Below are 20670 nucleotides of genomic sequence, written 5' to 3'. Positions count from 1 at the left end.
TGGCGGGATAATTCATGGATGATTCTTTGCAAAAATCTATTTTTGAGCATGAAAAAATCGGTTTAGATGTAGACTCGATCAAGCAGTCTCTTGCCAACTGCCTGACCTATTCGGTCGGCAAAGACACCATTACCGCGACCGATCGCGACAGGTTCTTCGCCGCGGCGTATCTGGTGCGCAACCGCCTGATCGACCGCTGGATGGACACCATGCGCAGTTATTACATCAATGATGTAAAGCGCGTCTACTATTTTTCACTGGAGTTTTTGATGGGACGCACGCTGATGAATAGCGTGCACAATCTGGGTTTTGACCAGCAATTCCGCGAAGCGCTTAATGAGTTGGGAATCAATCTGGACAATGTGCGTGAAATAGAACCGGATGCTGCGCTTGGAAATGGCGGTCTGGGGCGGCTTGCCGCCTGCTTCCTCGATTCCATGGCGACACTCGACCTTCCTGGCTACGGCTATGGCATCCGTTATGAATATGGCATGTTTGCCCAGCGCATCGAGGATGGCAGGCAGGTCGAGCATCCGGATAACTGGTTGCGCTATGGCAACCCCTGGGAATTTCCCCGTCCGGAGGTGTTATATCAGGTTAAATTTCACGGCCGCGTAGTTCAATACCCGGATGAGAAAGGCGTGGCGCACTATCACTGGATAGACACCGACGACGTGATGGCCATGGCTTTCGACACCCCTATTCCGGGCTATGGCACCCACACGGTCAACAACATGCGCCTCTGGTCTGCGAAGGCTACGCGCGATTTCGAATTGCATTACTTCAACGAGGGCAATTATGTCAAGGCGGTGGAGGATAAGAACGCTTCCGAAAACCTGTCCAAGGTGCTGTACCCCGACGACACGACCACAATGGGGCGCGAGCTGCGCCTGAAACAGCAATATTTCTTCGTATGTGCTTCATTGCATGACATCCTCTATCGCTACAACAAGTATCGGAGCAATTTCGATGCCCTCCCCGACAAGGTCGCCATCCAGTTGAACGACACGCATCCCGCCATCGCCATCGCCGAACTGATGCGCATACTGGTGGATTTGCACCATCTGGATTGGGAAAAAGCGTGGGACATCACCACCCGCACTTTTGCCTATACCAATCACACGCTGATGCCCGAAGCCCTCGAAACATGGACGGTTGCCCTGTTCGAGAATGTCCTGCCGCGCCATTTGCAAATCATTTATGAAATCAACCGGCGATTTTTGAAAGATGTGATGCACCGATACCCCGGCGATACCGGGATAGTGCGCCGCATGTCCATCATAGATGAGGGGGGAGAAAAACGGATCCGCATGGCCCACCTGGCCATCATCGGCAGCCACAAGGTAAACGGAGTCGCGCAAATTCATACCGAACTGATGAAGCAGACCATATTCTCGGACTTCGACCGGTTTTTCCCCGGTAAAATCATCAATATAACCAATGGCATCACACCACGCCGCTGGCTGAATCAGGCCAACCGGCGTTTAGCCGACCTCATTACTTCGCGCATCGGTTCCGGCTGGGTCAAGGACTTGAGCCAGCTGAAGCGATTGATTCCCCTTGCCGATGACGCGTCCTTTCGCAGGGAGTTCGCCGCTGTGAAGCGTGGGGATAAGGAGCGATTGGTTGCCCTGCTGAAGCAAAAGCTCAACATTGATGTCAGTGCGGATTCGCTGTTCGATGTGCAGATCAAGCGGATCCACGAATACAAGCGGCAGCTGCTTAACGTGCTGCATGTGGTGACCCTGTATAACCGCATTCGCAATAACCCGGACGCGAAGTACGTTTCGCGTACCGTAATTTTTGGTGGCAAGGCGGCGCCCGGTTATGTCAAGGCCAAGCTCATCATCAAACTTATTAACGATATCGCCGACATCGTGAATAATGATCCGCAGGCATCCCGCCATTTGAAAGTGGTGTTCATGCCCAATTACGACGTATCGGCCGCGGAAGAGATGATTCCGGCAGCGGATCTCTCGGAACAGATTTCCACCGCGGGCACAGAGGCTTCCGGCACGGGAAACATGAAGCTGGCATTGAACGGCGCGCTCACGATTGGCACCCTGGATGGCGCCAATATTGAAATCGGCGGCGAAGTTGGAGAGGACAACATTTTCATATTCGGCCTCACAGCGGCGCAAGTCGCCGAGACGAAAGCGAAGGGTTATCAACCTTGGGATTTCTACCATGCCAACCCGGAATTACGAGCGGCGCTGGATATGATCGGCTCGGGGTTTTTCTCTCCGGAAGAGCCGGATCGCTTTAAACCTATCGTGGATACGCTTTTACAGCATGGCGATCAATATCTGCTGCTGGCGGATTATGCATCTTATATGGATTGCCAGAAAAAGGTTGAGGTTGCTTACCAGGATGAGGAGGAGTGGGTACGCAAGGCGATCCTGAATGTCGCCAATATGAGTAAATTTTCCAGTGACCGTACCATTATGCAGTATGCCAGCCAGATATGGGATGCGGAGCCGCTAACGGCCCGCAGTATGGGGGCTGAAATTGGCTAGCAAACCGCAGCTATCCCCGGGTGGATCGAGGTATGGTTACCGCCTTTAACCCAGATCCGGTAGTTGGACGGGACGTAGTGTGTGGTTTTTGGGGTGCGAGGCAAGGCGCAACGACGCGGAATAGCACTTCATTCCAAGGAATTGCAATGCTGCCATGCGCCGTAAAAACCATTACAGATGAAAGTTCAAAAAACATTGTTATTAATCATACTGATAAGATAATAAATGAGCGGTCAACCACCGGATTTAGGTTAATTGAATCCCGTATTCCCCATAACATGCCCGCCAGCCGATATACGATGGATATATAAAGGAATCAGCCATGAGATTCTCGATCTACCGCTTCGATCCCGACAAGGATGAAAAGCCTTATATGCAGGATTACGACATTGCGCTGGAGCCAGCCGACAAAATGCTGCTTGATGCCCTGGTACGCATCAAATCCGTGGATGACAGCTTGAGCCTGCGCCGCTCCTGCCGGGAAGGAGTATGCGGATCGGATGGGATGAACATCAATGGCCGCAATGGATTGGCGTGTATCACGCCAGTCGCCGGATTGAAGGAACCGGTGGAATTACGCCCGCTGCCAGGATTGCCGGTGATACGCGACCTGATTGTGGACATGACGCAATTCTTCAAGCAATACCATTCCATCAAGCCTTACCTCATCAACAACGATCCGCCGCCGGAAACCGAGCGGCTTCAATCGCCCGAAGAAAGGGCGGAGCTGGATGGGCTGTATGAGTGCATCCTGTGCGCATGCTGCTCCACCGCATGCCCTTCATTCTGGTGGAACCCTGACAAATTCGTGGGTCCGGCGGGGCTGTTGCAGGCATATCGCTTCCTCGCTGATAGCCGCGACCAGGCCACCGCCGAGCGGCTGGATAACCTTGAAGATCCGTATCGCCTGTTTCGCTGCCACTCCATCATGAATTGCGTGGACGTGTGCCCCAAAGGATTGAATCCGACCCGCGCGATTGGCAAGATCAAGAACATGATGGTAAAAAGAACGGTATGATCCTGAATCCGGCAGATTACCGCTCGCTTCTTACTCATTTGTCAAACTCGGCGCGACGATCCAGGAAGATTCTTTGCGCACCCCGATTTTCATTTTCAGGGTAAATTTACGAGATGAAAGAGCTGGAGCGTGCCCGCTGGCGATGCCGACGGGGTTTGCTGGAACTTGACATCGTGCTGCAACGCTTCATGGATGAGCATTACGCCCGGCTCGACGAAACAGAGTTGCGGCAATTTGAAACATTGCTGAATCTTCCCGACAATGACTTGTGGGAAATGATTGCACTGAGGAAAGAAGCGGAGGATGGAAGCCTGCAACCTGTGCTTCGCCTCTTGCAGACAATTTAGTTTCAAGCACGTAAAACGAAACAGTGGAGAACGATATGGAGCAAAAACGTAAAGCGACCCTTACTCTGGATAATGGCGGCCAGCCGCTTGAGTTTCCGATCATGTCCGGAAGCATGGGACCGGACGTCGTGGATATTCGCACCCTGCACGCCAAGAGCGGTGTCTTTACTTATGATCCCGGCTTTCTTTCCACCGCCAGCAGTAGTTCAAAAATAACATTTATCGATGGCGACAAGGGCATTCTGCTCTATCGCGGATATCCGATCGAACAACTGGCCAAGCGATGCGATTTCATGGAAGTGTGTTATTTGCTGATGAATGGAGAATTGCCGACCAGAAGCGAGAAGGCGTCATTCGATAAAACCATCAAGGAACACACGATGGTGCATGAGCAACTGGCGCGGTTCTATACCGGTTTCCGCCGTGATGCCCATCCCATGGCGGTGATGGTTGGAGTGGTCGGCGCATTATCGGCATTTTATCATGATGCGATGGACATTTCCGATGCCTCGCATCGCGAGCTGTCCGCATTTCGGCTGGTAGCGAAATTGCCGACCATTACCGCAATGACGTATAAATACAACATCGGCCAGCCTTTCATCTATCCGCGAAATAATCTTACTTATGCGGAAAATTTCATGCATATGATGTTTGCGACGCCCGCCGAGGAATACAAACCCAACCCGGTATTGGCACGGGCGCTGGATCGCATCCTGATCCTGCATGCCGATCACGAGCAGAATGCCTCGACTTCCACCGTGCGTCTGGCCGGTTCCAGCGGCGCAAATCCGTTTGCCTGTATTTCCGCGGGCATTGCCTGTCTTTGGGGACCGGCGCATGGGGGAGCAAACGAAGCCTGCCTCAACATGCTGGAAGAAATCGGCGATGATTCACGCATCGGCGAATATATCGACCGCGCTAAAGATAAAAATGATCCTTTCCGACTGGTGGGTTTCGGCCACCGGGTATACAAGAATTTTGACCCACGCGCAAAATTGATGCGCGAAACCTGCCACGAGGTATTGAGCGAACTGGGATTGCATGACGACCGTTTGTTCAAGCTGGCACTGAAACTGGAGAAAATCGCACTGGAGGATGAGTATTTCATTTCCCGGAAACTTTACCCCAATGTCGATTTTTACTCGGGCATCGTGCAGCGTGCGTTGGGCATTCCGGTATCCATGTTCACCGCCATATTCACCATGGCGCGCACAGTGGGGTGGATTGCGCAGTGGAGTGAAATGATCTCCGATCCCGATTACAAGATAGGGCGCCCGCGGCAGCTTTATACCGGCGCCGTTACCCGGGACGTGGTGCCGATCGCATTACGCAAATGATCTGGTTTTACCGGATGTTTATCAAACAATGGAATCCAGGCCATGATAAAGCAGCTATTCGAAGACTCCGCCTTGTTTGGCGCGAACGCGCCCTTCATTGAAGGGCTTTACGAAGACTATCTGCAAAATCCGGAATCGGTTCCATCGGAATGGCACAGCTATTTCGATAAATTACGCATAGTGGCAGAACCGACTCTGGCGCTGGATTTTCGGGATGTGCCGCACGGCCCGGTAATCGAATCATTTATCCGTCTGGCAAAGGAGCGCTCCCGCCGCACCACTTGTGATACCCCCCAGGAACCCCTACTGGACAAGGATGACCTTGCTTCGGAGCGCAAACAGATTTCGGTATTGCAGTTAATCAATGCCTATCGTTTTCTCGGCGTGCGCCATGCCAACCTCGACCCGCTCAAACGCCAGGAAAAACCGTACATTGGGGAACTCAATCCTGGTCACTACGGATTGACCGAATCAGACCTGGATACTGTTTTTGGTACGGGTTCATTGATCGGTCCGGCCCGTGCCTCGCTGCGGGAAATTCTCGAGGTATTGCAGCAAACCTACTGCGGCAGTATCGGCGTCGAGTATATGTACATTGCCGATACCGAGCAAAAACGCTGGATACAGAATCGCATCGAGGGTCCCCGCGCCCAACCCGATTACTCCCCTGAATATAAGCGCCATATTCTGGAGCGCCTCAATGCGGCGGAAGGGCTGGAAAAATATCTCCACACACGCTATGTCGGCCAGAAACGCTTCTCTGGAGAGGGCGGCGAAAGTCTGATTCCGCTATTGGATAACTTGCTGCAGCGTGCCGGCAAGATGGGCGTGCAGCAGATGGTCATCGGTATGGCGCATCGCGCACGGCTTAACGTATTGGTCAATACGTTGGGTAAAGTACCCGCTGATCTGTTCCAGGAATTCGAAGGCAAGCAACCGCAAGAACTGACTGAAGGCGATGTCAAATATCACCAGGGCTTTTCCTCGGCGGTATCCACGCCTGGGGGTGTCATGCGCCTGACGCTGGCATTCAATCCTTCGCATCTGGAAATCGTGGACCCGGTGGTGGAAGGCTCGGTACGTGCCCGTCAACACCGCTTGCAAGACAGGGATGGCAATCTGGTGCTGCCTGTGCTGCTGCATGGCGATGCCGCCTACTCCGCCCAGGGTGTGGTGATGGAAACCCTCAATCTTTCGCAAACGCGTGGTTATGGCACCGGCGGCACAGTGCATATCATCATCAATAACCAGATCGGCTTCACCACCTCTGATCCGAGGGACGCCCGCTCCACGCTCTATTGCACCGATGTATCGAAAATGATCGAAGCGCCGGTTTTTCACGTCAATGGCGACGATCCCGAAGCGGTCATCATGGTGACCGAAATCGCGCTTGATTTCCGGATGAAATTCCATAGGGACGTGGTCGTGGACATGGTCTGTTTCCGGACACTCGGCCATAACGAGCAGGATGAGCCTATGGTGACTCAGCCATTGATGTACAAAATTATTGGCTGCCATCCCGGTACGCGCAAACTCTATGCCGATAAACTGGAGACGGGGGGTATCATTCGTGCCGGTGAGGCTGAGCAGATGATAAAGGCTTATCGCGATGATATGGATGCGGGCCGCAATCCTAATAAAACCATTCTTTATGACTACAAATCGCCCAAGGCGGTGGACTGGACGCCATTTCTGAAGAATGGCAAGTGGAATGCAAAAGTAAAGACCGGATTGGCGGGATCCGAATTACGGGATCTGGCGGAGCGGCTGACTGATATTCCCGCCAAATTCAAATTGCATTCACGTGTGGAAAAGATCATCGCCGATCGCCGTCTGATGGGTGAAGGAAAACTGCCGCTGGATTGGGGAATGGCTGAAAATCTCGCCTACGCGGCACTTCTGAAAGATGGCTTTCCCATACGCATTTCGGGCCAGGATTCCGGACGTGGAACTTTCTTCCACCGGCATGCGGTGCTGCACGACCAAAACCGGGAGCGATGGGACGAAGGCACCTATGTGCCATTGCGCCATATCGCGCCGGGACAGCCGGATTTCGTGATAATCGACTCCGTATTGTCGGAAGAAGCGGTACTCGGCTTTGAATACGGTTACGCAACCGCGGAGCCGGATGAACTGGTGGTGTGGGAGGCGCAGTTTGGCGACTTTGCCAATGGCGCCCAGGTAGTGCTGGATCAGTTCATTGCCTCCGGCGAGGCCAAGTGGGGACGGCTATGCGGTCTCGTGCTGATGCTTCCGCACGGCTACGAGGGGCAAGGACCGGAACACTCCTCGGCACGTCTGGAGCGTTATCTGCAACTATGCGCGGAATACAATATCCAGGTGTGCGTTCCATCCACGCCGGCACAGATGTTCCATGTGTTGCGACGGCAGATGATCCGTCCGCTGCGCAAACCGCTTGTCATCATGAGCCCCAAGAGCCTGTTGCGCCACAAGGAATCGGTATCGAGTCTTGCGGAACTCGCCGATGGCAATTTCCAGAATGTGATTCCGGAAACCCGGAAGCTTGACCCGAAAAATGTGCGTCGCGTTGTCGCCTGCTGTGGAAAGGTATATTACGATCTGTTGGCATACCGCAGGGAGCAGCAGATCGAAGATGTCGCGATTATCCGTATCGAGCAGTTGTACCCATTTCCACACGACGACTTTCAGACTGAAATCAATCGTTATCCGCAAGCCAGGGATATCCTCTGGTGCCAGGAAGAACCCGGCAACCAGGGAGCGTGGCATCGCATCCAGCACTACCTGCTGCGGCACAAGCGGCCGGACCAGGCGCTAGGCTACGCATTGCGTGCATCCTCGGCATCCCCGGCGGTGGGATACCTGGCGAAGCACAATTTCCAGCAGAAGGAATTGGTGGCCGCGGCGTTTCGCGAAAGAATTTAACCAGGAGGTTGGTCCATGCTAGTCGAAGTCAAAGTTCCAGTACTATCTGAATCGGTGGCGGAAGCCACGCTCCTTTCCTGGCATAAGAAAGCGGGAGAATATGTTGACCGCGACGAAAATCTGATCGATATCGAGACTGACAAAGTCGTGCTGGAATTGCCGGCCCCCGCCACGGGAGTGTTGGCCAGGATCATCAAGAACGACGGAGCAACCGTGGTGGGCGGTGAGATCATTGCCACCATAGATACCGGCGCCGCAACCGCAACCTCTACCGCCGCTGCCACGGCGGAACCTGCCCCAGCCGCTGCCTCTGCCGCAACGTCAGCCCCGGCGATGATGCCTGCCGCCAGGAATCTGGCGGTCCAGGCCAACCTTGGAGCCGAAGAAATCAGCTCGATCAAGGGTAGCGGGCGTGACGGCCGTATTACCAAGGAGGATGTGTCGGAACACGTGAAAAGCAAACCCTCACCCACTCCCTCAACCCCGTTACCCCCGCCACCACCGGTAACGGCCATGCCTATACCTGCCGGCAATCGACCCGAGCAGCGGGTGCCCATGTCGCGGTTACGGGTGCGTGTCGCTGAACGTCTCGTACAATCGCAATCCACTGCCGCGATACTGACCACCTTCAATGAAGTCAATATGCAGGCAATCCTGGACTTGCGCGCCCGCTATAAGGATAAATTCGAGAAAGAGCACGGCGTCAAGCTTGGCCTCATGTCGTTTTTTGTCAAGGCGGCGGTTGCGGCGCTGAAAAAATTCCCCATTGTCAACGCGTCGGTGGATGGAAGCGATATCATCTACCATGGCTATTTCGATATTGGTATTGCCGTAAGCAGCCCTCGTGGCTTGGTGGTCCCCATCATTCGCGATGCCGATTCCCTGTCGCAGGCCGGTATTGAACGGCAGATCGCCGATTTCGGCAAACGCGCCATGGATGGCAAGCTGACCATGGAAGAGTTGACGGGCGGCACCTTCTCCATTACCAATGGCGGCGTATTCGGCTCGATGCTCTCCACACCCATCATTAACCCGCCGCAAAGCGCCATTCTTGGCATTCATGCGACCAAGGACCGTCCAGTGGCCGAGAATGGCCAAGTAGTGATTCGACCAATGACCTACCTTGCCCTCTCTTACGATCATCGGATCATTGACGGGCGCGAAGCGGTGCTTTCGCTGGTGGCGATGAAAGAAGCGCTGGAATATCCGATGAGCCCGTTATTGGAAACCTGATGCACAAGTAACGTTTCACTTTTGCTAGGCTATATTCTTATGGTTCATTTTCATTCTTTTCATAGAGTACCAGCATGTCCCAATCTTTTGATGTAGCGGTAATCGGTGCCGGTCCCGGCGGCTATGTGGCGGCGATCCGTTGCGCGCAGCTGGGACTGAATACTGTTTGCATAGATGAGTGGAAGAATCCTCAAGGCAAGGCCAGCCTCGGCGGCACATGTCTGAATGTCGGCTGCATTCCGTCGAAAGCGCTGCTGGAATCATCGGAGAATTATGAGCGTGCCGCGCATAAGTTCGCGGCGCACGGAATCAAGGTGGAAGGCCTGTCCATGGATGTTTCCACGATGATGTCGCGCAAGGATAAAATCGTCGCCGGCTTCACCGGTGGGGTTGCCATGCTGCTCAAGAAAAATAAGGTAACATCAATACATGGGCGTGGAACGCTGCTCAAGAGCGTCAAATATGACGTCAGCAATGTGCTCTGGCAAATCGAAGTGAAAAACGGAGATAAGGCCGACACCGTCGAGGCGAAACATGTCATCCTCGCCACGGGTTCGACACCACGCCAATTGCCGTTTGCACCGGTGGATAATGAGCGGATACTGGACAATGCCGGCGCGTTGGCGCTGACGGAAACACCAAAACGGCTGGGCGTAATTGGCGCGGGCGTAATCGGCCTGGAAATGGGCAGCGTGTGGCGGCGACTCGGTTCGGAAGTCACCATCCTTGAAGCACTACCCGGATTCCTCATGGCCGCTGACGAACAGGTGGCAAAGGAAGCAAAAAAAATCTTCACCAAAGAAACAGGGCTGGTAATACAAACAGGTATCAAGATCAGCGGGATCAAAACCGGAGAGACCATTACGGTGGAATATGCTGACGCCGAGGGCAAGGCGCAACAACTGGAAGTCGACAAACTGATCGTCGCGGTCGGCCGGGTACCCAACACCGCTGGCCTGGGTGCGGAAAATGTAGGGCTGAGATTGGATGACCGCGGTTACATCGCCGTTGACAGCTATTGCCGCACCAGCCTGCCGAACATATATGCCGTGGGTGACGTGGTGCGCGGACCCATGCTGGCGCACAAGGCCTCCGAGGAGGGCGTTGCGGTAGCCGAAACCATTGCAGGTCAGGCGGGACACGTGAATCTCGACACCATACCCTGGGTGATCTATACCTCACCGGAAATCGCTTGGGTAGGCAAGACCGAACAGGAATTGAAAACCGCGGGCATCGCATATAAAGGGGGGCAATTTCCCTTCATGGCGAACGGACGCGCGCGCGCATTGGGCGAGACGGGCGGGTTCGTCAAAGTGCTGGCCGAGGCGAACACAGATCGCATCCTCGGCGTCCACATGATCGGTCCCTACGTCTCCGAAATGATTGCCGAAGCGGTGGTAGCAATGGAATTCGCGGCCAGCAGCGAAGATATCGCACGCATCGTTCATGCCCATCCCTCGCTGTCGGAAGTCTTGCACGAAGCGGCGCTGGGGGTGGCGAAGCGGGCGGTACATATATAAATCGGGCTGAGGTTGGGGACGGAAATGAGGATGTGGCGCGATTGTCCCCCTTTCGTTCATGTGCCGATACATTTGCTCGGCTTGCTCCCACACCTCTCCGCACGCTGCGGACTGAAGTCTGCAACCAGTGTGCCTACGCAAAACGTATAGCGTAACTTGGTCGTAATTTGACGTTCGTGAAATATCGCGACTAAGCTGACCGGCCAAAACCGGTGGCCTTAACCTTAAGATGAAGAATTAAATCAAAAATTACTGCCGATTAAATTTTGTAGCTATTGCTCGGCAAGCCCAGCGTAGCCGCTTTGGGGTAAAATAGGTTTTTTCCGGATTCTCTATGACCAGCATCACCATTGCCCTTTCCAAGGGCCGCATTTTCGACGATACCGCGCCACTATTGAAAGCGGCGGGCGTTTTCGCGCTGGACGACCCCGAGACGTCACGTAAACTGATCCTCGCCACCAACCGCGATAACGTACGGCTTATCATCGTGCGTGCTTCGGATGTACCCACTTATGTGCAATACGGCGCGGCGGACATGGGCATCGCCGGCAAGGATGTGTTGCTGGAACACGGCGGGTCGGGGCTTTATCAGCCGCTGGATTTGCATATCGCCTGCTGCCGCATGATGGTTGCGGTACGCGACGACTTCGATTACGAATCCGCTGTACGCCGGGGAGCGCGGCTGCGGGTAGCGACCAAGTATTTACGTACGGCGCGCGAACACTTCGCCGAAAAAGGCATGCATGTGGATCTCATCAAACTCTACGGCTCGATGGAGCTTGCGCCTCTGGTAGGGTTGGCGGAGGCAATTGTCGATCTGGTTTCCAGTGGCAATACGCTAAAGGCCAATCATCTTAAGGCAGTGGAAGAGATCAAGCCGATCTCGGCCCGGCTGATCATCAACCAGGCCGCATTGAAATTGAAGCGGGCGACCATACAACCGATGCTGGACGCATTCTCGGCGGCAATCCAGCAAGGTGAAGAAACGATGGTATAGCTATAAATCATTTATGATTCAGATCAAGAAATTATCTTCCGCCGATGCCGGCTTCCATGCGACGCTGGAAAAACTGCTGACCTTTGAAGACGTGCACGACGCGGCGGTAGATCTGACCGTTGCCGGTATTCTCACGGATATCAAAAAACGCGGCGATGAAGCCCTGCTGGAATACACGCTTCGGTTCGACCATCTGGATGCAAACTCGGTGGCGGAGCTTGAATTATCTCCGAACCGCCTGCAGCAAGCTCTGCGGGATCTGCCCGCGGATCAACGTAATGCCCTGGAACAGGCCGCCGCACGGGTACGCGCTTACCACGAAAAGCAATTGGCTCACTCCTGGAGTTATACGGAACCTGACGGCACGCTGCTGGGCCAAAAAATAACCCCCCTCAGCCGTGTCGGGTTGTATGTTCCCGGCGGCAAGGCGTCGTATCCTTCGTCGGTGCTGATGAATGCAATTCCGGCCAAGGTGGCGGGGGTCGGCGAACTTATCATGGTGACACCCACTCCCGGCGGAGAAAGGAATAATCTGGTGCTCGCTGCGGCGGCGATTTGCGAAGTGGATCGGCTGTTCACGATAGGCGGCGCCCAGGCTGTCGGGGCACTGGCCTACGGCACCGGGACCGTACCGCGCGTGGACAAGATCGTCGGACCGGGCAATGAATATGTGGCGGCCGCCAAGCGCCGCGTATTTGGCGCTGTGGGCATCGATATGGTAGCGGGCCCATCCGAAATCCTGGTGATTTGCGACGGCAAAACCAATCCTGACTGGATTGCGATGGATTTGTTTTCGCAAGCTGAACATGATGAACTGGCCCAGGCGATCCTGCTTTCTCCCGACGCTGCTTTTATCGACGCGGTGGCGGAAAGTATTGCACGGCAACTGGAAACAATGCCCCGCAAGGGGGTGATACGTGCCTCGCTGGAAAATCGCGGCGCCCTGATTAAAGTACGAGATCTTGATGAAGCCTGCGCCATCGCGAATTACGTGGCTCCCGAACACTTGGAGTTATCGGTCGAACAGCCGGAAAAATGGGTGGATAAAATCAATCATGCCGGTGCGATTTTCCTGGGACGCTACACGTCCGAGGCTCTCGGTGATTATTGCGCCGGTCCCAATCACGTGCTGCCCACTTCCCGTACCGCGCGCTTTTCGTCGCCACTGGGCGTGTATGATTTCCAGAAGCGCAGCAGCCTTATTCAGGTGTCAGAGCAGGGCGCAGCGAGACTCGGCGAAATTGCTTCGATCCTGGCTCATGGGGAGGGCCTGCAGGCCCACGCCATGTCGGCGGAATATCGATTCATGAAGGGGTCCGACCGGTAGATTCATAAAAATGCCTAGATCACCCGATCAGATTATCCGCCCCGAAATTCTCGCGCTTTCCGCCTATCACGTCCCCCCCGCAAGCGGCATGGTGAAGCTGGATGCGATGGAGAATCCCTATTCCCTGCCACCCGAACTGCGCAATGAAATCGCGCGACTGGCGGCTGACGCTCCGATTAATCGCTATCCCGACGCACGCGCAACCACGCTCAAAGGGGCATTGCGCGAAGCGCTGGCGATTCCCGATGGGATGGACATCATGCTGGGCAACGGTTCGGATGAGATTATCCAGATTATCGCCTTGGCCTTTGCCAGACCTGGAGCAATATTGATGAGTGTCGAGCCCGCATTTGTCATGTTTCGTATGATTGCCACTTTCACGGGAATGGATTATGCGGGTGTGCCGCTGAGGGCCGATTTTTCGCTCGATGTGGATGCGATGCTTGCCGCCATCGCGAAGCAGCAACCGGCGGTCATTTTTATTGCCTATCCTAATAACCCCACCGGCAACCTGTTTGACGCCGGCGCAGTCTCGCGTATTATTGAAGCGGCTCCCGGCGTGGTCGTGGTGGACGAAGCCTACCATGCTTTCGCCGATGCGAGCTTCATGGATAAGCTGGTGCAATACCCCAATCTGCTGTTGATGCGCACCCTTTCCAAACTGGGACTGGCTGGCTTAAGGCTGGGGTTACTAGTCGGCAGGCCGGAATGGTTGAGTCAGCTTGAAAAGCTGCGTTTGCCGTATAATGTGGGAGTTGTCACCCAGTTGATCGCAGAAAGAGTATTACGATATCCCGGGATTCTGCTGCAACAGGCCGAAGCGATCAAGGCTGAACGGACAGTGATCAGTAAACGTCTAATGGCCCTGGATGGTATTGAGGTTTTTCCGACAAATGCAAATTTTATTCTGTTCCGCGTGACCCAAAGGTATAAAGCCGGCGAGATGTTTCAGGAACTTAAAAAACGCGGCATATTGATCAAGAGCCTTGATGGCTCCCACCCTTCGTTGAAAAACTGCCTGCGCGTAACAGTCGGAACACCCGCTGAAAACGCGCAATTTCTGGAAGCGCTACAGTCCTCACTTAAGAACCCCAGCGATTAAATTACCCCATGCGTCAGGCCCAAGTCACCCGCAATACCCTGGAAACCCAGATCAGCGTCAAAGTTGATCTGGATGGAACCGGCAAGGCAATACTGGATACCGGTGTGCCATTTCTTGACCATATGCTGGATCAGGTAGCGCGTCATGGCATGATAGACTTGGAAATTGCCGCCAGGGGAGATCTGCATATCGATGCCCATCATACTGTGGAAGATATTGGCATCACTCTTGGACAGGCGTTCACCCAGGCTATCGAGGACAAGAAAGGGTTGCGCCGTTACGGCCACGCCTATGTGCCTCTGGACGAAGCATTATCGCGCGTGGTGGTGGATTTCTCGGGACGTCCCGGGCTGGAACTCAACGTTGAGTTTGCACGCGCGCGCATCGGCGAGTTTGACGTTGATTTGATAAATGAATTTTTTCAGGGCTTTGTCAACCATGCCATGGTGACACTCCATATCGACAATCTGTCGGGGCGCAACGCCCATCACCAGGCGGAAACCGTATTCAAGGCGTTTGGCCGCGCGTTGCGCATGGCGATGGAACCCGATCCCCGTGCGGCAGGAATAATTCCATCCACCAAAGGCTCTTTGTAGCGTCCTCACTTCTTCTCATTTGCGCGGTATGGCACCACATGACTGATATTGCAATCGTTGATTACGGCATGGGTAATTTGCGCTCAGTGTCCAAGGCTCTGGAGCATGTTGCCCCGGATGCCTCCATCGTCGTTACCGCTGACCCGGAGGTGGTACGGAAAGCCGGCCGCGTAGTGGTTCCCGGTCAGGGCGCGATGCCCGACTGCCTGCGCGAACTGGATGCGCACGGGTTGCGCGGGGCGGTGCTGGATGCTGCGATCAACAAGCCGTTTCTCGGTATTTGCATAGGCCTGCAAATGTTGTTCGAAAGCAGTGAGGAAGGCAACGTAAAAGGTCTGGGTGTCGTATCCGGCAAGGTATTGCGCTTCCCCCCTGCGGCGATGGTGAGTACAAGCGGGCAAAAACTCAAAGTGCCGCATATGGGCTGGAACCAGGTGCATCAGATAATCGATCATCCCTTGTGGAAAGACATCCCCAACGATGCGCGCTTTTATTTTGTGCATAGTTACTATGTCGAAACCACCAGTCCGGAACCTGCGGCGGCTTATAGCCTTTATCCTTTTGTATTTACTTGCGCGGTGGCAAAGGATAATATTTTTGCCGTCCAGTTTCACCCGGAAAAAAGTCATGAAGCAGGGTTGACGCTGCTGCGGAATTTCGTGCAATGGGAACCCATTTCTCACACAGATCGAGCTAGGATGTAAATTTCCAGCTCCGGATATCAAACCCAATCCTCTATTTTTAATCCTGATCCAAAATGCTTATCATTCCCGCAATAGATCTAAAAGATGGTCAGTGTGTACGTCTAAAACAAGGTGTAATGGAAGACGCCACGGTATTCTCAGAAAACCCTGGCGCCATGGCCAGGCATTGGATAGATCAGGGTGCGCGGCGGTTGCATCTGGTGGATCTCAACGGGGCATTTGCCGGCAGACCAAAGAATGAATTGGCCATTCGTGACATCGTCGAAGCCATCGGTGACGAGATTCCGACCCAGCTTGGCGGTGGCATACGTGATCTGGAAACGATTGAGCGCTATCTCGACGATGGCATCACCTATATCATCATCGGCACCGCGGCAGTGAAGACGCCCGGATTCCTGCATGACGCTTGTAACGCTTTTCCCGGTCATATCATGGTGGGACTGGATGCCAGGGAGGGCAAAGTGGCCGTTAATGGCTGGTCCAAGGTCACCGGGCATGACGTGGTGGATCTCGCGAAGAAATTTGAGGATTATGGCGTCGAAGCAATCATCTATACAGATATCGGACGGGACGGCATGCTCAGCGGTGTTAATATCGAGGCTACAGTCGAACTTGCCAGGGCGCTCACTATTCCGGTCATTGCCAGTGGCGGCATTACCAATCTTGACGACATTAAAGCGCTGTGCGAAATCGAATTGGAAGGCATCATGGGTGCAATCACGGGTCGCGCCATTTACGAAGGGACGCTTGATTTCAAATCGGCTCAAACTCTGGCAAATGATTTGAGCATAAAAATGAAATCCGGGGATAAAATCATTTCCTGACGAAACTTCAACCTAAATCCGGTAGTCGGAAAGGGCGAAGTGTGCGGATTTTGGGGTGCAGGGCAAGGCGCGACAACGCGAAATGGTTATTCCATTTCAAGGCGTCGCAACATAGCCATGCGCCATAAACCGGTGCAATCCGCCGCTATAGCGAATTCATCCCGAAGAGTCTCAAATGACCTGGAAAATATTCATAAATCATATAACCAAAGCTCATAAATGAGCGGTCAACTATCTGATTCAGGCTCAATAAATTGCCGCCAAAACGGTAGAACCAGGACGGAAAATCCTGTTTTCCCACTTAACCACCCCCTCCGTATCCCGGTCTATTCCACTATGGGTCTTGCCAAACGTATCATCCCCTGCCTTGACGTAACAAATGGACGCGTAGTCAAGGGCGTCAATTTCGTCGAACTCAGAGATGCGGGCGATCCCGTCGAGATATCACGCCGTTACGACGAGCAGGGAGCGGATGAACTGACTTTTCTCGATATCACTGCCAGTTCTGATAATCGGGATTTGATTTTGCATATTATTGAAGAAGTCGCAGCCCAGGTATTCATTCCGTTAACCGTGGGAGGCGGGGTTCGTCAGGTGGAAGATGTTCGCAGGCTATTGAATGCCGGAGCCGATAAAGTAAGCATCAACACCTCTGCCGTGCAGAATCCCCAATTGGTGGCGGATGCCGCGGGCCGTTACGGCTCCCAGTGCATTGTAGTGGCGATAGATGCCAAGCGGGTAGGTGGTGGCGGCGACGCCCCGCGATGGGAAGTGTTCACTCACGGGGGACGTAAAGCTACCGGCCTGAATGTGATTGAATGGGCAAAAAAAATGCAATTACTGGGTGCGGGCGAGATATTGCTCACCAGTATGGATAGGGATGGCACCCGCGATGGGTTTGATCTGGCGCTCACTCGGGCGGTTTCGGATGCGGTGGACGTGCCGGTGATCGCAAGCGGCGGCGTAGGTAATCTCCATCATCTGGTGGAAGGAGTGCTGGAGGGCCACGCCGATGCGGTACTGGCCGCGAGTATTTTCCACTATGGCGAGTACACCGTACGCCAGGCCAAAGCGTATATGGCCCAGCATGGTATTGAAGTGCGGCTGTAATGGTAGAATGAAAATTCAATAACTTCCCAAGCATATCCAATGTCCGACAATTGGCTCAATAAAGTAAACTGGTCCGAGGATGGGTTGGTGCAGGTAGTGACGCAGGAAGCCCGTAGCTGTGCGGTGCTGATGGTCGCCTGGATGAACCGCGAGGCACTGAAACTCACTGTCCAAACCAATGAGGCACATTATTGGTCACGCTCCCGCAAGAAACTCTGGCATAAAGGCGAAGAATCAGGGCATGTCCAGAAGGTGAAGGAAATCCGTCTGGATTGTGATGAGGATGTTCTGTTGCTGACGGTGGAACAAGTGGGCGGAATAGCCTGTCATACGGGTAGACATAATTGTTTTTTCAATAAACTCGACAATGGCCAGTGGGTGGTAGTTTTGCCAGTGATTAAAAGTCCTGAAGAGATCTATAAGAAATGACTGATCCAGCTATTCTCGACCGCCTGGCTGCAACTATCGAAGCCCGCAAGAGCGCGGACCCCGCAACCTCCTATGTAGCGCGGCTGCTGCACGAGGGAGAGGACAAGATCCTGAGAAAAGTTGTGGAGGAGGCGACAGAGATCCTGTTAGCCTCGAAAGATGGTGATAAGCGGCATATTGCGCGCGAAACGGCGGATTTGTGGTTCCACTGCCTGGTCTTGCTGGCTCACCATGGCTTGGGGCCGAATGATGTATTGAATGAATTGCTGTGCCGGGAGGGAACCTCGGGGATAGATGAAAAGGCGTTACGGAAAATGGGATAACTATGGAAAACTGTATTTTCTGCAAAATCGTACAGGGGGAAATCCCCAGCGACAAAGTGTACGAGGACGCCGATGTTTTCGCGTTTCATGACATCCACCCCGCGGCACCGGTACATTTTATGCTGATTCCCAAATTGCATATAAATTCACTTGCCGGCGTCGAAGACAAGCACCGGGACTTACTGGGCGACATGATGGTACTGATACCCCGGCTGGCGAAGGAGCAGGGGTGTACCGATGGCTTCCGTACGGTAATCAACACCGGGCGCGTGGGAGGGCAGGAGGTTTACCATCTGCATATTCACGTCATAGGCGGCAGGGATCGTTTGCCTGTCATGATTCCTCACCCGAGATAAAGGAGTAAATGATGGGATCATTCAGCATCTGGCACTGGCTGGTCGTTCTGATAATTGTTGTTCTGGTGTTCGGCACCAGGAAACTTCGCAATCTCGGCAGTGATCTGGGCGGTGCCGTAAAAGGCTTCAAGGAAGGCATGAAAAGTGCCGATGGAGAAGAGATACCGCCATCACCCCAGCCAACCGGTGGGCAAACCATTGAAGGCGAGATCAAGGACAAGACGCAAACAAAACTGTGACACATGGTCAGTAAAAGCAAAGGAATCAGGCGACTGCCCGATGGTATTCGATCGCTGTTTGCCACGTCTTACAGGTGATTCTTACACAAAATGTTCGATATCAGTTTCACAGAAATTCTTGTTATAGCCGTTGTGGCGCTGATCGTCCTCGGTCCGGAAAGGCTGCCCCAAGTGGCGCGCACCTTGGGGCATCTGTTCGGACGGGCCCAACGTTATGTCAACAATGTCAAGAATGACATTCAGCATGAAATGGAACTGGAAGAACTGAAGAAATTTAAAGCCTCGGTACAGGAGGCTGCTCGCTCCATTGAGAGTACAGTAAGAACAGAAATAAATCAGTTCCAGGACATCGCGACGGGCACGAAATCCGTAATGGCAACAGATCCGGCGCCACCTTCTGGAAATATGGAGAAGACCGCTTCCTCACTCACCCCCCCTGCCACCGCAGGCAAACCCGTCCAACCAGGAGGCCGATCAACGCCGGATTCGAATGATACGGCTGAAATAGAAATCCACAGGTAGGCAATCGCCGTGAGAAACCACCAGGGAAACGATGCGAATGGCCGCCCCTGCTGGCGATACGCCTGAAAAGAAAAGACTACCCATAAAGCCGCTGGTTTACTCCTTCTGACAAATCGAAGAACTTATTCAGAGGTTCTGGTAAGCAGCGCGGCAAATACGCGTACCCGGCTGGGCCGGATCGGTATACTAGCGGTCTGGCCGGCTTGAAGAATCCAGATGCAAAAATGGCTGGCGAGGACAAAATCTGAAAATCGATAGTTGTTCTTGCTGGCTGGAAAAGCGGCAAGATATGGATCGGCCCGATATTTTTACAACCGGCTTTTGCAACCGGTTTCCTTCAAGTCCGGCTAGCCGCCAGGACAATTATTCTTCTCACTCCTTTCATCGCACAGCATGAGTGTCGACGAAACATTTATTTCGCATCTTGTGGAATTGCGCGCCAGGCTGCTGCGCATATTCGGCGGACTGGTTCTCGGTTTTCTGCCCTGCGCCTACTACGCGCGGGAACTCTACTCATTGCTGGCGCAGCCCTTGCTGGAAAAGCTTCCCCAAGGCGGGCAAATGATCGCCACCGAAGTTGTCACGCCTTTTTTTGTGCCCATGAAGGTCGCCATGATGGCGGCATTTATTATAACCCTCCCTCACACGCTGTATCAGGTTTGGGCATTTGTTGCCCCGGGATTGTACTCTCACGAAAAAAAACTGGTGCTGCCACTGGTATTTGTCAGCAGCGCTCTATTTGTTTGCGGCATGGCATTTGCTTATTTTGCGGCCCTGCCCCTGGTATTTGAATTCATCACCCATTTCGCGCCACAAGGTGTGGCGGTGATGACCGATATCGGCAAGTACCTCGATTTTGTTCTAACCATGTTTATTGCCTTCGGTATAACGTTCGAAGTACCGATATTCGTGGTGATACTGGTCCGAATGGAAATAGTTTCAATCGAGAAGCTGAAAGAAGTACGGCGGTATGTTCTTGTGGGCGCATTCGTGGTCGGCGCAATATTCACGCCACCCGACGTGGTTTCTCAATTCATGCTGGCCGTACCGCTTTACCTACTCTACGAGCTGGGCATACTGGTGGCAGGTTTCGTTATCAACCCCGTTCACGGACCGGCATTAATCCATCACTCGAATGATCAAGAAGTGAAGCGGGATTCAGACGCGTAGCAGCTCTGCGGAAAAACCAGGAAGAGAAAAGCGGTTGAACCCCGCACCTCATGCCGCAATAATTGCACGAATATCTTATTGAAATATTCCTCAAGA

The 20670-nt window shown here is 53.6% G+C and carries 20 protein-coding genes; all 20 read left to right on the top strand.

Going from position 1 to position 20670, the window contains the following annotated elements; genetic code table 11:
* Window positions 1-14 precede the first annotated feature (14 nt).
* The 20 genes from EBAPG3_RS06385 to tatC all read left to right on the top strand — a co-directional run bounded on the left by EBAPG3_RS06385 (window position 15) and on the right by tatC (window position 20574).
* Window positions 15-2516: a glycogen/starch/alpha-glucan phosphorylase gene (locus EBAPG3_RS06385; protein ID WP_004177800.1), complete on the top strand. Its 2502-nt coding sequence runs from the start codon at window positions 15-17 to the stop codon at window positions 2514-2516.
* Between the two features lie 322 nt (window positions 2517-2838).
* On the top strand, window positions 2839-3534 hold the full coding sequence (locus EBAPG3_RS06380; RefSeq protein WP_004177799.1) for a succinate dehydrogenase iron-sulfur subunit: 696 nt from the start codon (window positions 2839-2841) through the stop codon (window positions 3532-3534).
* 113 nt (window positions 3535-3647) lie between these two features.
* The gene (locus tag EBAPG3_RS06375; RefSeq protein WP_004177798.1) at window positions 3648-3881 is read left to right on the top strand and encodes an FAD assembly factor SdhE; all 234 of its coding nucleotides are present in this window, start codon (window positions 3648-3650) and stop codon (window positions 3879-3881) included.
* A gap of 35 nt (window positions 3882-3916) precedes the next feature.
* Window positions 3917-5218, top strand: a complete 1302-nt coding sequence (gene gltA, locus EBAPG3_RS06370) for a citrate synthase (protein WP_004177797.1) — start codon at window positions 3917-3919, stop codon at window positions 5216-5218.
* Window positions 5219-5260: 42 nt separating this feature from the next.
* Window positions 5261-8122: a 2-oxoglutarate dehydrogenase E1 component gene (locus EBAPG3_RS06365; RefSeq protein ID WP_004177796.1), complete on the top strand. Its 2862-nt coding sequence runs from the start codon at window positions 5261-5263 to the stop codon at window positions 8120-8122.
* Window positions 8123-8137: 15 nt separating this feature from the next.
* Window positions 8138-9355 (top strand): 2-oxoglutarate dehydrogenase complex dihydrolipoyllysine-residue succinyltransferase, encoded by a 1218-nt coding sequence (gene odhB / locus EBAPG3_RS06360; protein WP_004177795.1) that lies wholly within the window; start codon window positions 8138-8140, stop codon window positions 9353-9355.
* Window positions 9356-9429: 74 nt separating this feature from the next.
* On the top strand, window positions 9430-10875 hold the full coding sequence (gene lpdA / locus EBAPG3_RS06355) for a dihydrolipoyl dehydrogenase (protein WP_004177794.1): 1446 nt from the start codon (window positions 9430-9432) through the stop codon (window positions 10873-10875).
* Between the two features lie 334 nt (window positions 10876-11209).
* Entirely contained in the window at window positions 11210-11872 is a 663-nt protein-coding gene (gene hisG, locus EBAPG3_RS06350; RefSeq protein WP_004177793.1) for an ATP phosphoribosyltransferase, read from the top strand.
* Between the two features lie 13 nt (window positions 11873-11885).
* The gene (gene hisD, locus EBAPG3_RS06345) at window positions 11886-13199 is read left to right on the top strand and encodes a histidinol dehydrogenase (RefSeq protein WP_004177792.1); all 1314 of its coding nucleotides are present in this window, start codon (window positions 11886-11888) and stop codon (window positions 13197-13199) included.
* 10 nt (window positions 13200-13209) lie between these two features.
* Window positions 13210-14301 carry a histidinol-phosphate transaminase gene (gene hisC, locus EBAPG3_RS06340; protein ID WP_085921944.1) on the top strand — a complete coding sequence of 364 codons (1092 nt, stop codon included), beginning with the start codon at window positions 13210-13212 and terminating at the stop codon, window positions 14299-14301.
* A gap of 8 nt (window positions 14302-14309) precedes the next feature.
* Window positions 14310-14897: an imidazoleglycerol-phosphate dehydratase HisB gene (gene hisB, locus EBAPG3_RS06335; protein WP_085921943.1), complete on the top strand. Its 588-nt coding sequence runs from the start codon at window positions 14310-14312 to the stop codon at window positions 14895-14897.
* 38 nt (window positions 14898-14935) lie between these two features.
* Window positions 14936-15601 (top strand): imidazole glycerol phosphate synthase subunit HisH, encoded by a 666-nt coding sequence (hisH, locus tag EBAPG3_RS06330; RefSeq protein ID WP_085921942.1) that lies wholly within the window; start codon window positions 14936-14938, stop codon window positions 15599-15601.
* 53 nt (window positions 15602-15654) lie between these two features.
* Complete coding sequence (gene hisA / locus EBAPG3_RS06325) at window positions 15655-16425, top strand: 1-(5-phosphoribosyl)-5-[(5-phosphoribosylamino)methylideneamino]imidazole-4-carboxamide isomerase (RefSeq protein ID WP_085921941.1); 771 nt, start codon at window positions 15655-15657, stop codon at window positions 16423-16425.
* Window positions 16426-16761: 336 nt separating this feature from the next.
* Window positions 16762-17535: an imidazole glycerol phosphate synthase subunit HisF gene (hisF, locus tag EBAPG3_RS06320; protein WP_085921940.1), complete on the top strand. Its 774-nt coding sequence runs from the start codon at window positions 16762-16764 to the stop codon at window positions 17533-17535.
* A 39-nt stretch (window positions 17536-17574) separates the two neighbouring features.
* Complete coding sequence (gene hisI / locus EBAPG3_RS06315) at window positions 17575-17964, top strand: phosphoribosyl-AMP cyclohydrolase (RefSeq protein WP_085921939.1); 390 nt, start codon at window positions 17575-17577, stop codon at window positions 17962-17964.
* Entirely contained in the window at window positions 17961-18287 is a 327-nt protein-coding gene (locus EBAPG3_RS06310; RefSeq protein WP_085921938.1) for a phosphoribosyl-ATP diphosphatase, read from the top strand. The genes hisI and EBAPG3_RS06310 overlap by 4 nt, the downstream gene beginning before the upstream one ends.
* A gap of 2 nt (window positions 18288-18289) precedes the next feature.
* Window positions 18290-18643 (top strand): histidine triad nucleotide-binding protein, encoded by a 354-nt coding sequence (locus EBAPG3_RS06305; RefSeq protein ID WP_085921937.1) that lies wholly within the window; start codon window positions 18290-18292, stop codon window positions 18641-18643.
* A gap of 11 nt (window positions 18644-18654) precedes the next feature.
* Complete coding sequence (gene tatA / locus EBAPG3_RS06300; protein ID WP_085921936.1) at window positions 18655-18882, top strand: Sec-independent protein translocase subunit TatA; 228 nt, start codon at window positions 18655-18657, stop codon at window positions 18880-18882.
* Window positions 18883-18972: 90 nt separating this feature from the next.
* Entirely contained in the window at window positions 18973-19404 is a 432-nt protein-coding gene (gene tatB, locus EBAPG3_RS06295; protein WP_085921935.1) for a Sec-independent protein translocase protein TatB, read from the top strand.
* 393 nt (window positions 19405-19797) lie between these two features.
* On the top strand, window positions 19798-20574 hold the full coding sequence (tatC, locus tag EBAPG3_RS06290; protein ID WP_085921934.1) for a twin-arginine translocase subunit TatC: 777 nt from the start codon (window positions 19798-19800) through the stop codon (window positions 20572-20574).
* The last annotated feature ends 96 nt before the right edge of the window (window positions 20575-20670 follow it).

The sequence above is a fragment of the Nitrosospira lacus genome (assembly GCF_000355765.4).
Taxonomy (GTDB): Bacteria; Pseudomonadota; Gammaproteobacteria; order Burkholderiales; family Nitrosomonadaceae; genus Nitrosospira; species Nitrosospira lacus.
The sequence above is the reverse complement of the archived record's forward strand: the minus strand, read 5'-3'. Positions and strand labels throughout refer to the sequence as shown.

What these genes read in the sequence shown, in the direction of transcription:
- EBAPG3_RS06385 (WP_004177800.1), top strand. Translation starts at nt 15, where the DNA reads ATGGATGATTCTTTGCAAAAATCTATTTTTGAGCATGAAAAAATCGGT.
- EBAPG3_RS06380 (WP_004177799.1), top strand. Translation starts at nt 2,839, where the DNA reads ATGAGATTCTCGATCTACCGCTTCGATCCCGACAAGGATGAAAAGCCT.
- EBAPG3_RS06375 (WP_004177798.1), top strand. Translation starts at nt 3,648, where the DNA reads ATGAAAGAGCTGGAGCGTGCCCGCTGGCGATGCCGACGGGGTTTGCTG.
- gltA (WP_004177797.1), top strand. Translation starts at nt 3,917, where the DNA reads ATGGAGCAAAAACGTAAAGCGACCCTTACTCTGGATAATGGCGGCCAG.
- EBAPG3_RS06365 (WP_004177796.1), top strand. Translation starts at nt 5,261, where the DNA reads ATGATAAAGCAGCTATTCGAAGACTCCGCCTTGTTTGGCGCGAACGCG.
- odhB (WP_004177795.1), top strand. Translation starts at nt 8,138, where the DNA reads ATGCTAGTCGAAGTCAAAGTTCCAGTACTATCTGAATCGGTGGCGGAA.
- lpdA (WP_004177794.1), top strand. Translation starts at nt 9,430, where the DNA reads ATGTCCCAATCTTTTGATGTAGCGGTAATCGGTGCCGGTCCCGGCGGC.
- hisG (WP_004177793.1), top strand. Translation starts at nt 11,210, where the DNA reads ATGACCAGCATCACCATTGCCCTTTCCAAGGGCCGCATTTTCGACGAT.
- hisD (WP_004177792.1), top strand. Translation starts at nt 11,886, where the DNA reads ATGATTCAGATCAAGAAATTATCTTCCGCCGATGCCGGCTTCCATGCG.
- hisC (WP_085921944.1), top strand. Translation starts at nt 13,210, where the DNA reads ATGCCTAGATCACCCGATCAGATTATCCGCCCCGAAATTCTCGCGCTT.
- hisB (WP_085921943.1), top strand. Translation starts at nt 14,310, where the DNA reads ATGCGTCAGGCCCAAGTCACCCGCAATACCCTGGAAACCCAGATCAGC.
- hisH (WP_085921942.1), top strand. Translation starts at nt 14,936, where the DNA reads ATGACTGATATTGCAATCGTTGATTACGGCATGGGTAATTTGCGCTCA.
- hisA (WP_085921941.1), top strand. Translation starts at nt 15,655, where the DNA reads ATGCTTATCATTCCCGCAATAGATCTAAAAGATGGTCAGTGTGTACGT.
- hisF (WP_085921940.1), top strand. Translation starts at nt 16,762, where the DNA reads ATGGGTCTTGCCAAACGTATCATCCCCTGCCTTGACGTAACAAATGGA.
- hisI (WP_085921939.1), top strand. Translation starts at nt 17,575, where the DNA reads ATGTCCGACAATTGGCTCAATAAAGTAAACTGGTCCGAGGATGGGTTG.
- EBAPG3_RS06310 (WP_085921938.1), top strand. Translation starts at nt 17,961, where the DNA reads ATGACTGATCCAGCTATTCTCGACCGCCTGGCTGCAACTATCGAAGCC.
- EBAPG3_RS06305 (WP_085921937.1), top strand. Translation starts at nt 18,290, where the DNA reads ATGGAAAACTGTATTTTCTGCAAAATCGTACAGGGGGAAATCCCCAGC.
- tatA (WP_085921936.1), top strand. Translation starts at nt 18,655, where the DNA reads ATGGGATCATTCAGCATCTGGCACTGGCTGGTCGTTCTGATAATTGTT.
- tatB (WP_085921935.1), top strand. Translation starts at nt 18,973, where the DNA reads ATGTTCGATATCAGTTTCACAGAAATTCTTGTTATAGCCGTTGTGGCG.
- tatC (WP_085921934.1), top strand. Translation starts at nt 19,798, where the DNA reads ATGAGTGTCGACGAAACATTTATTTCGCATCTTGTGGAATTGCGCGCC.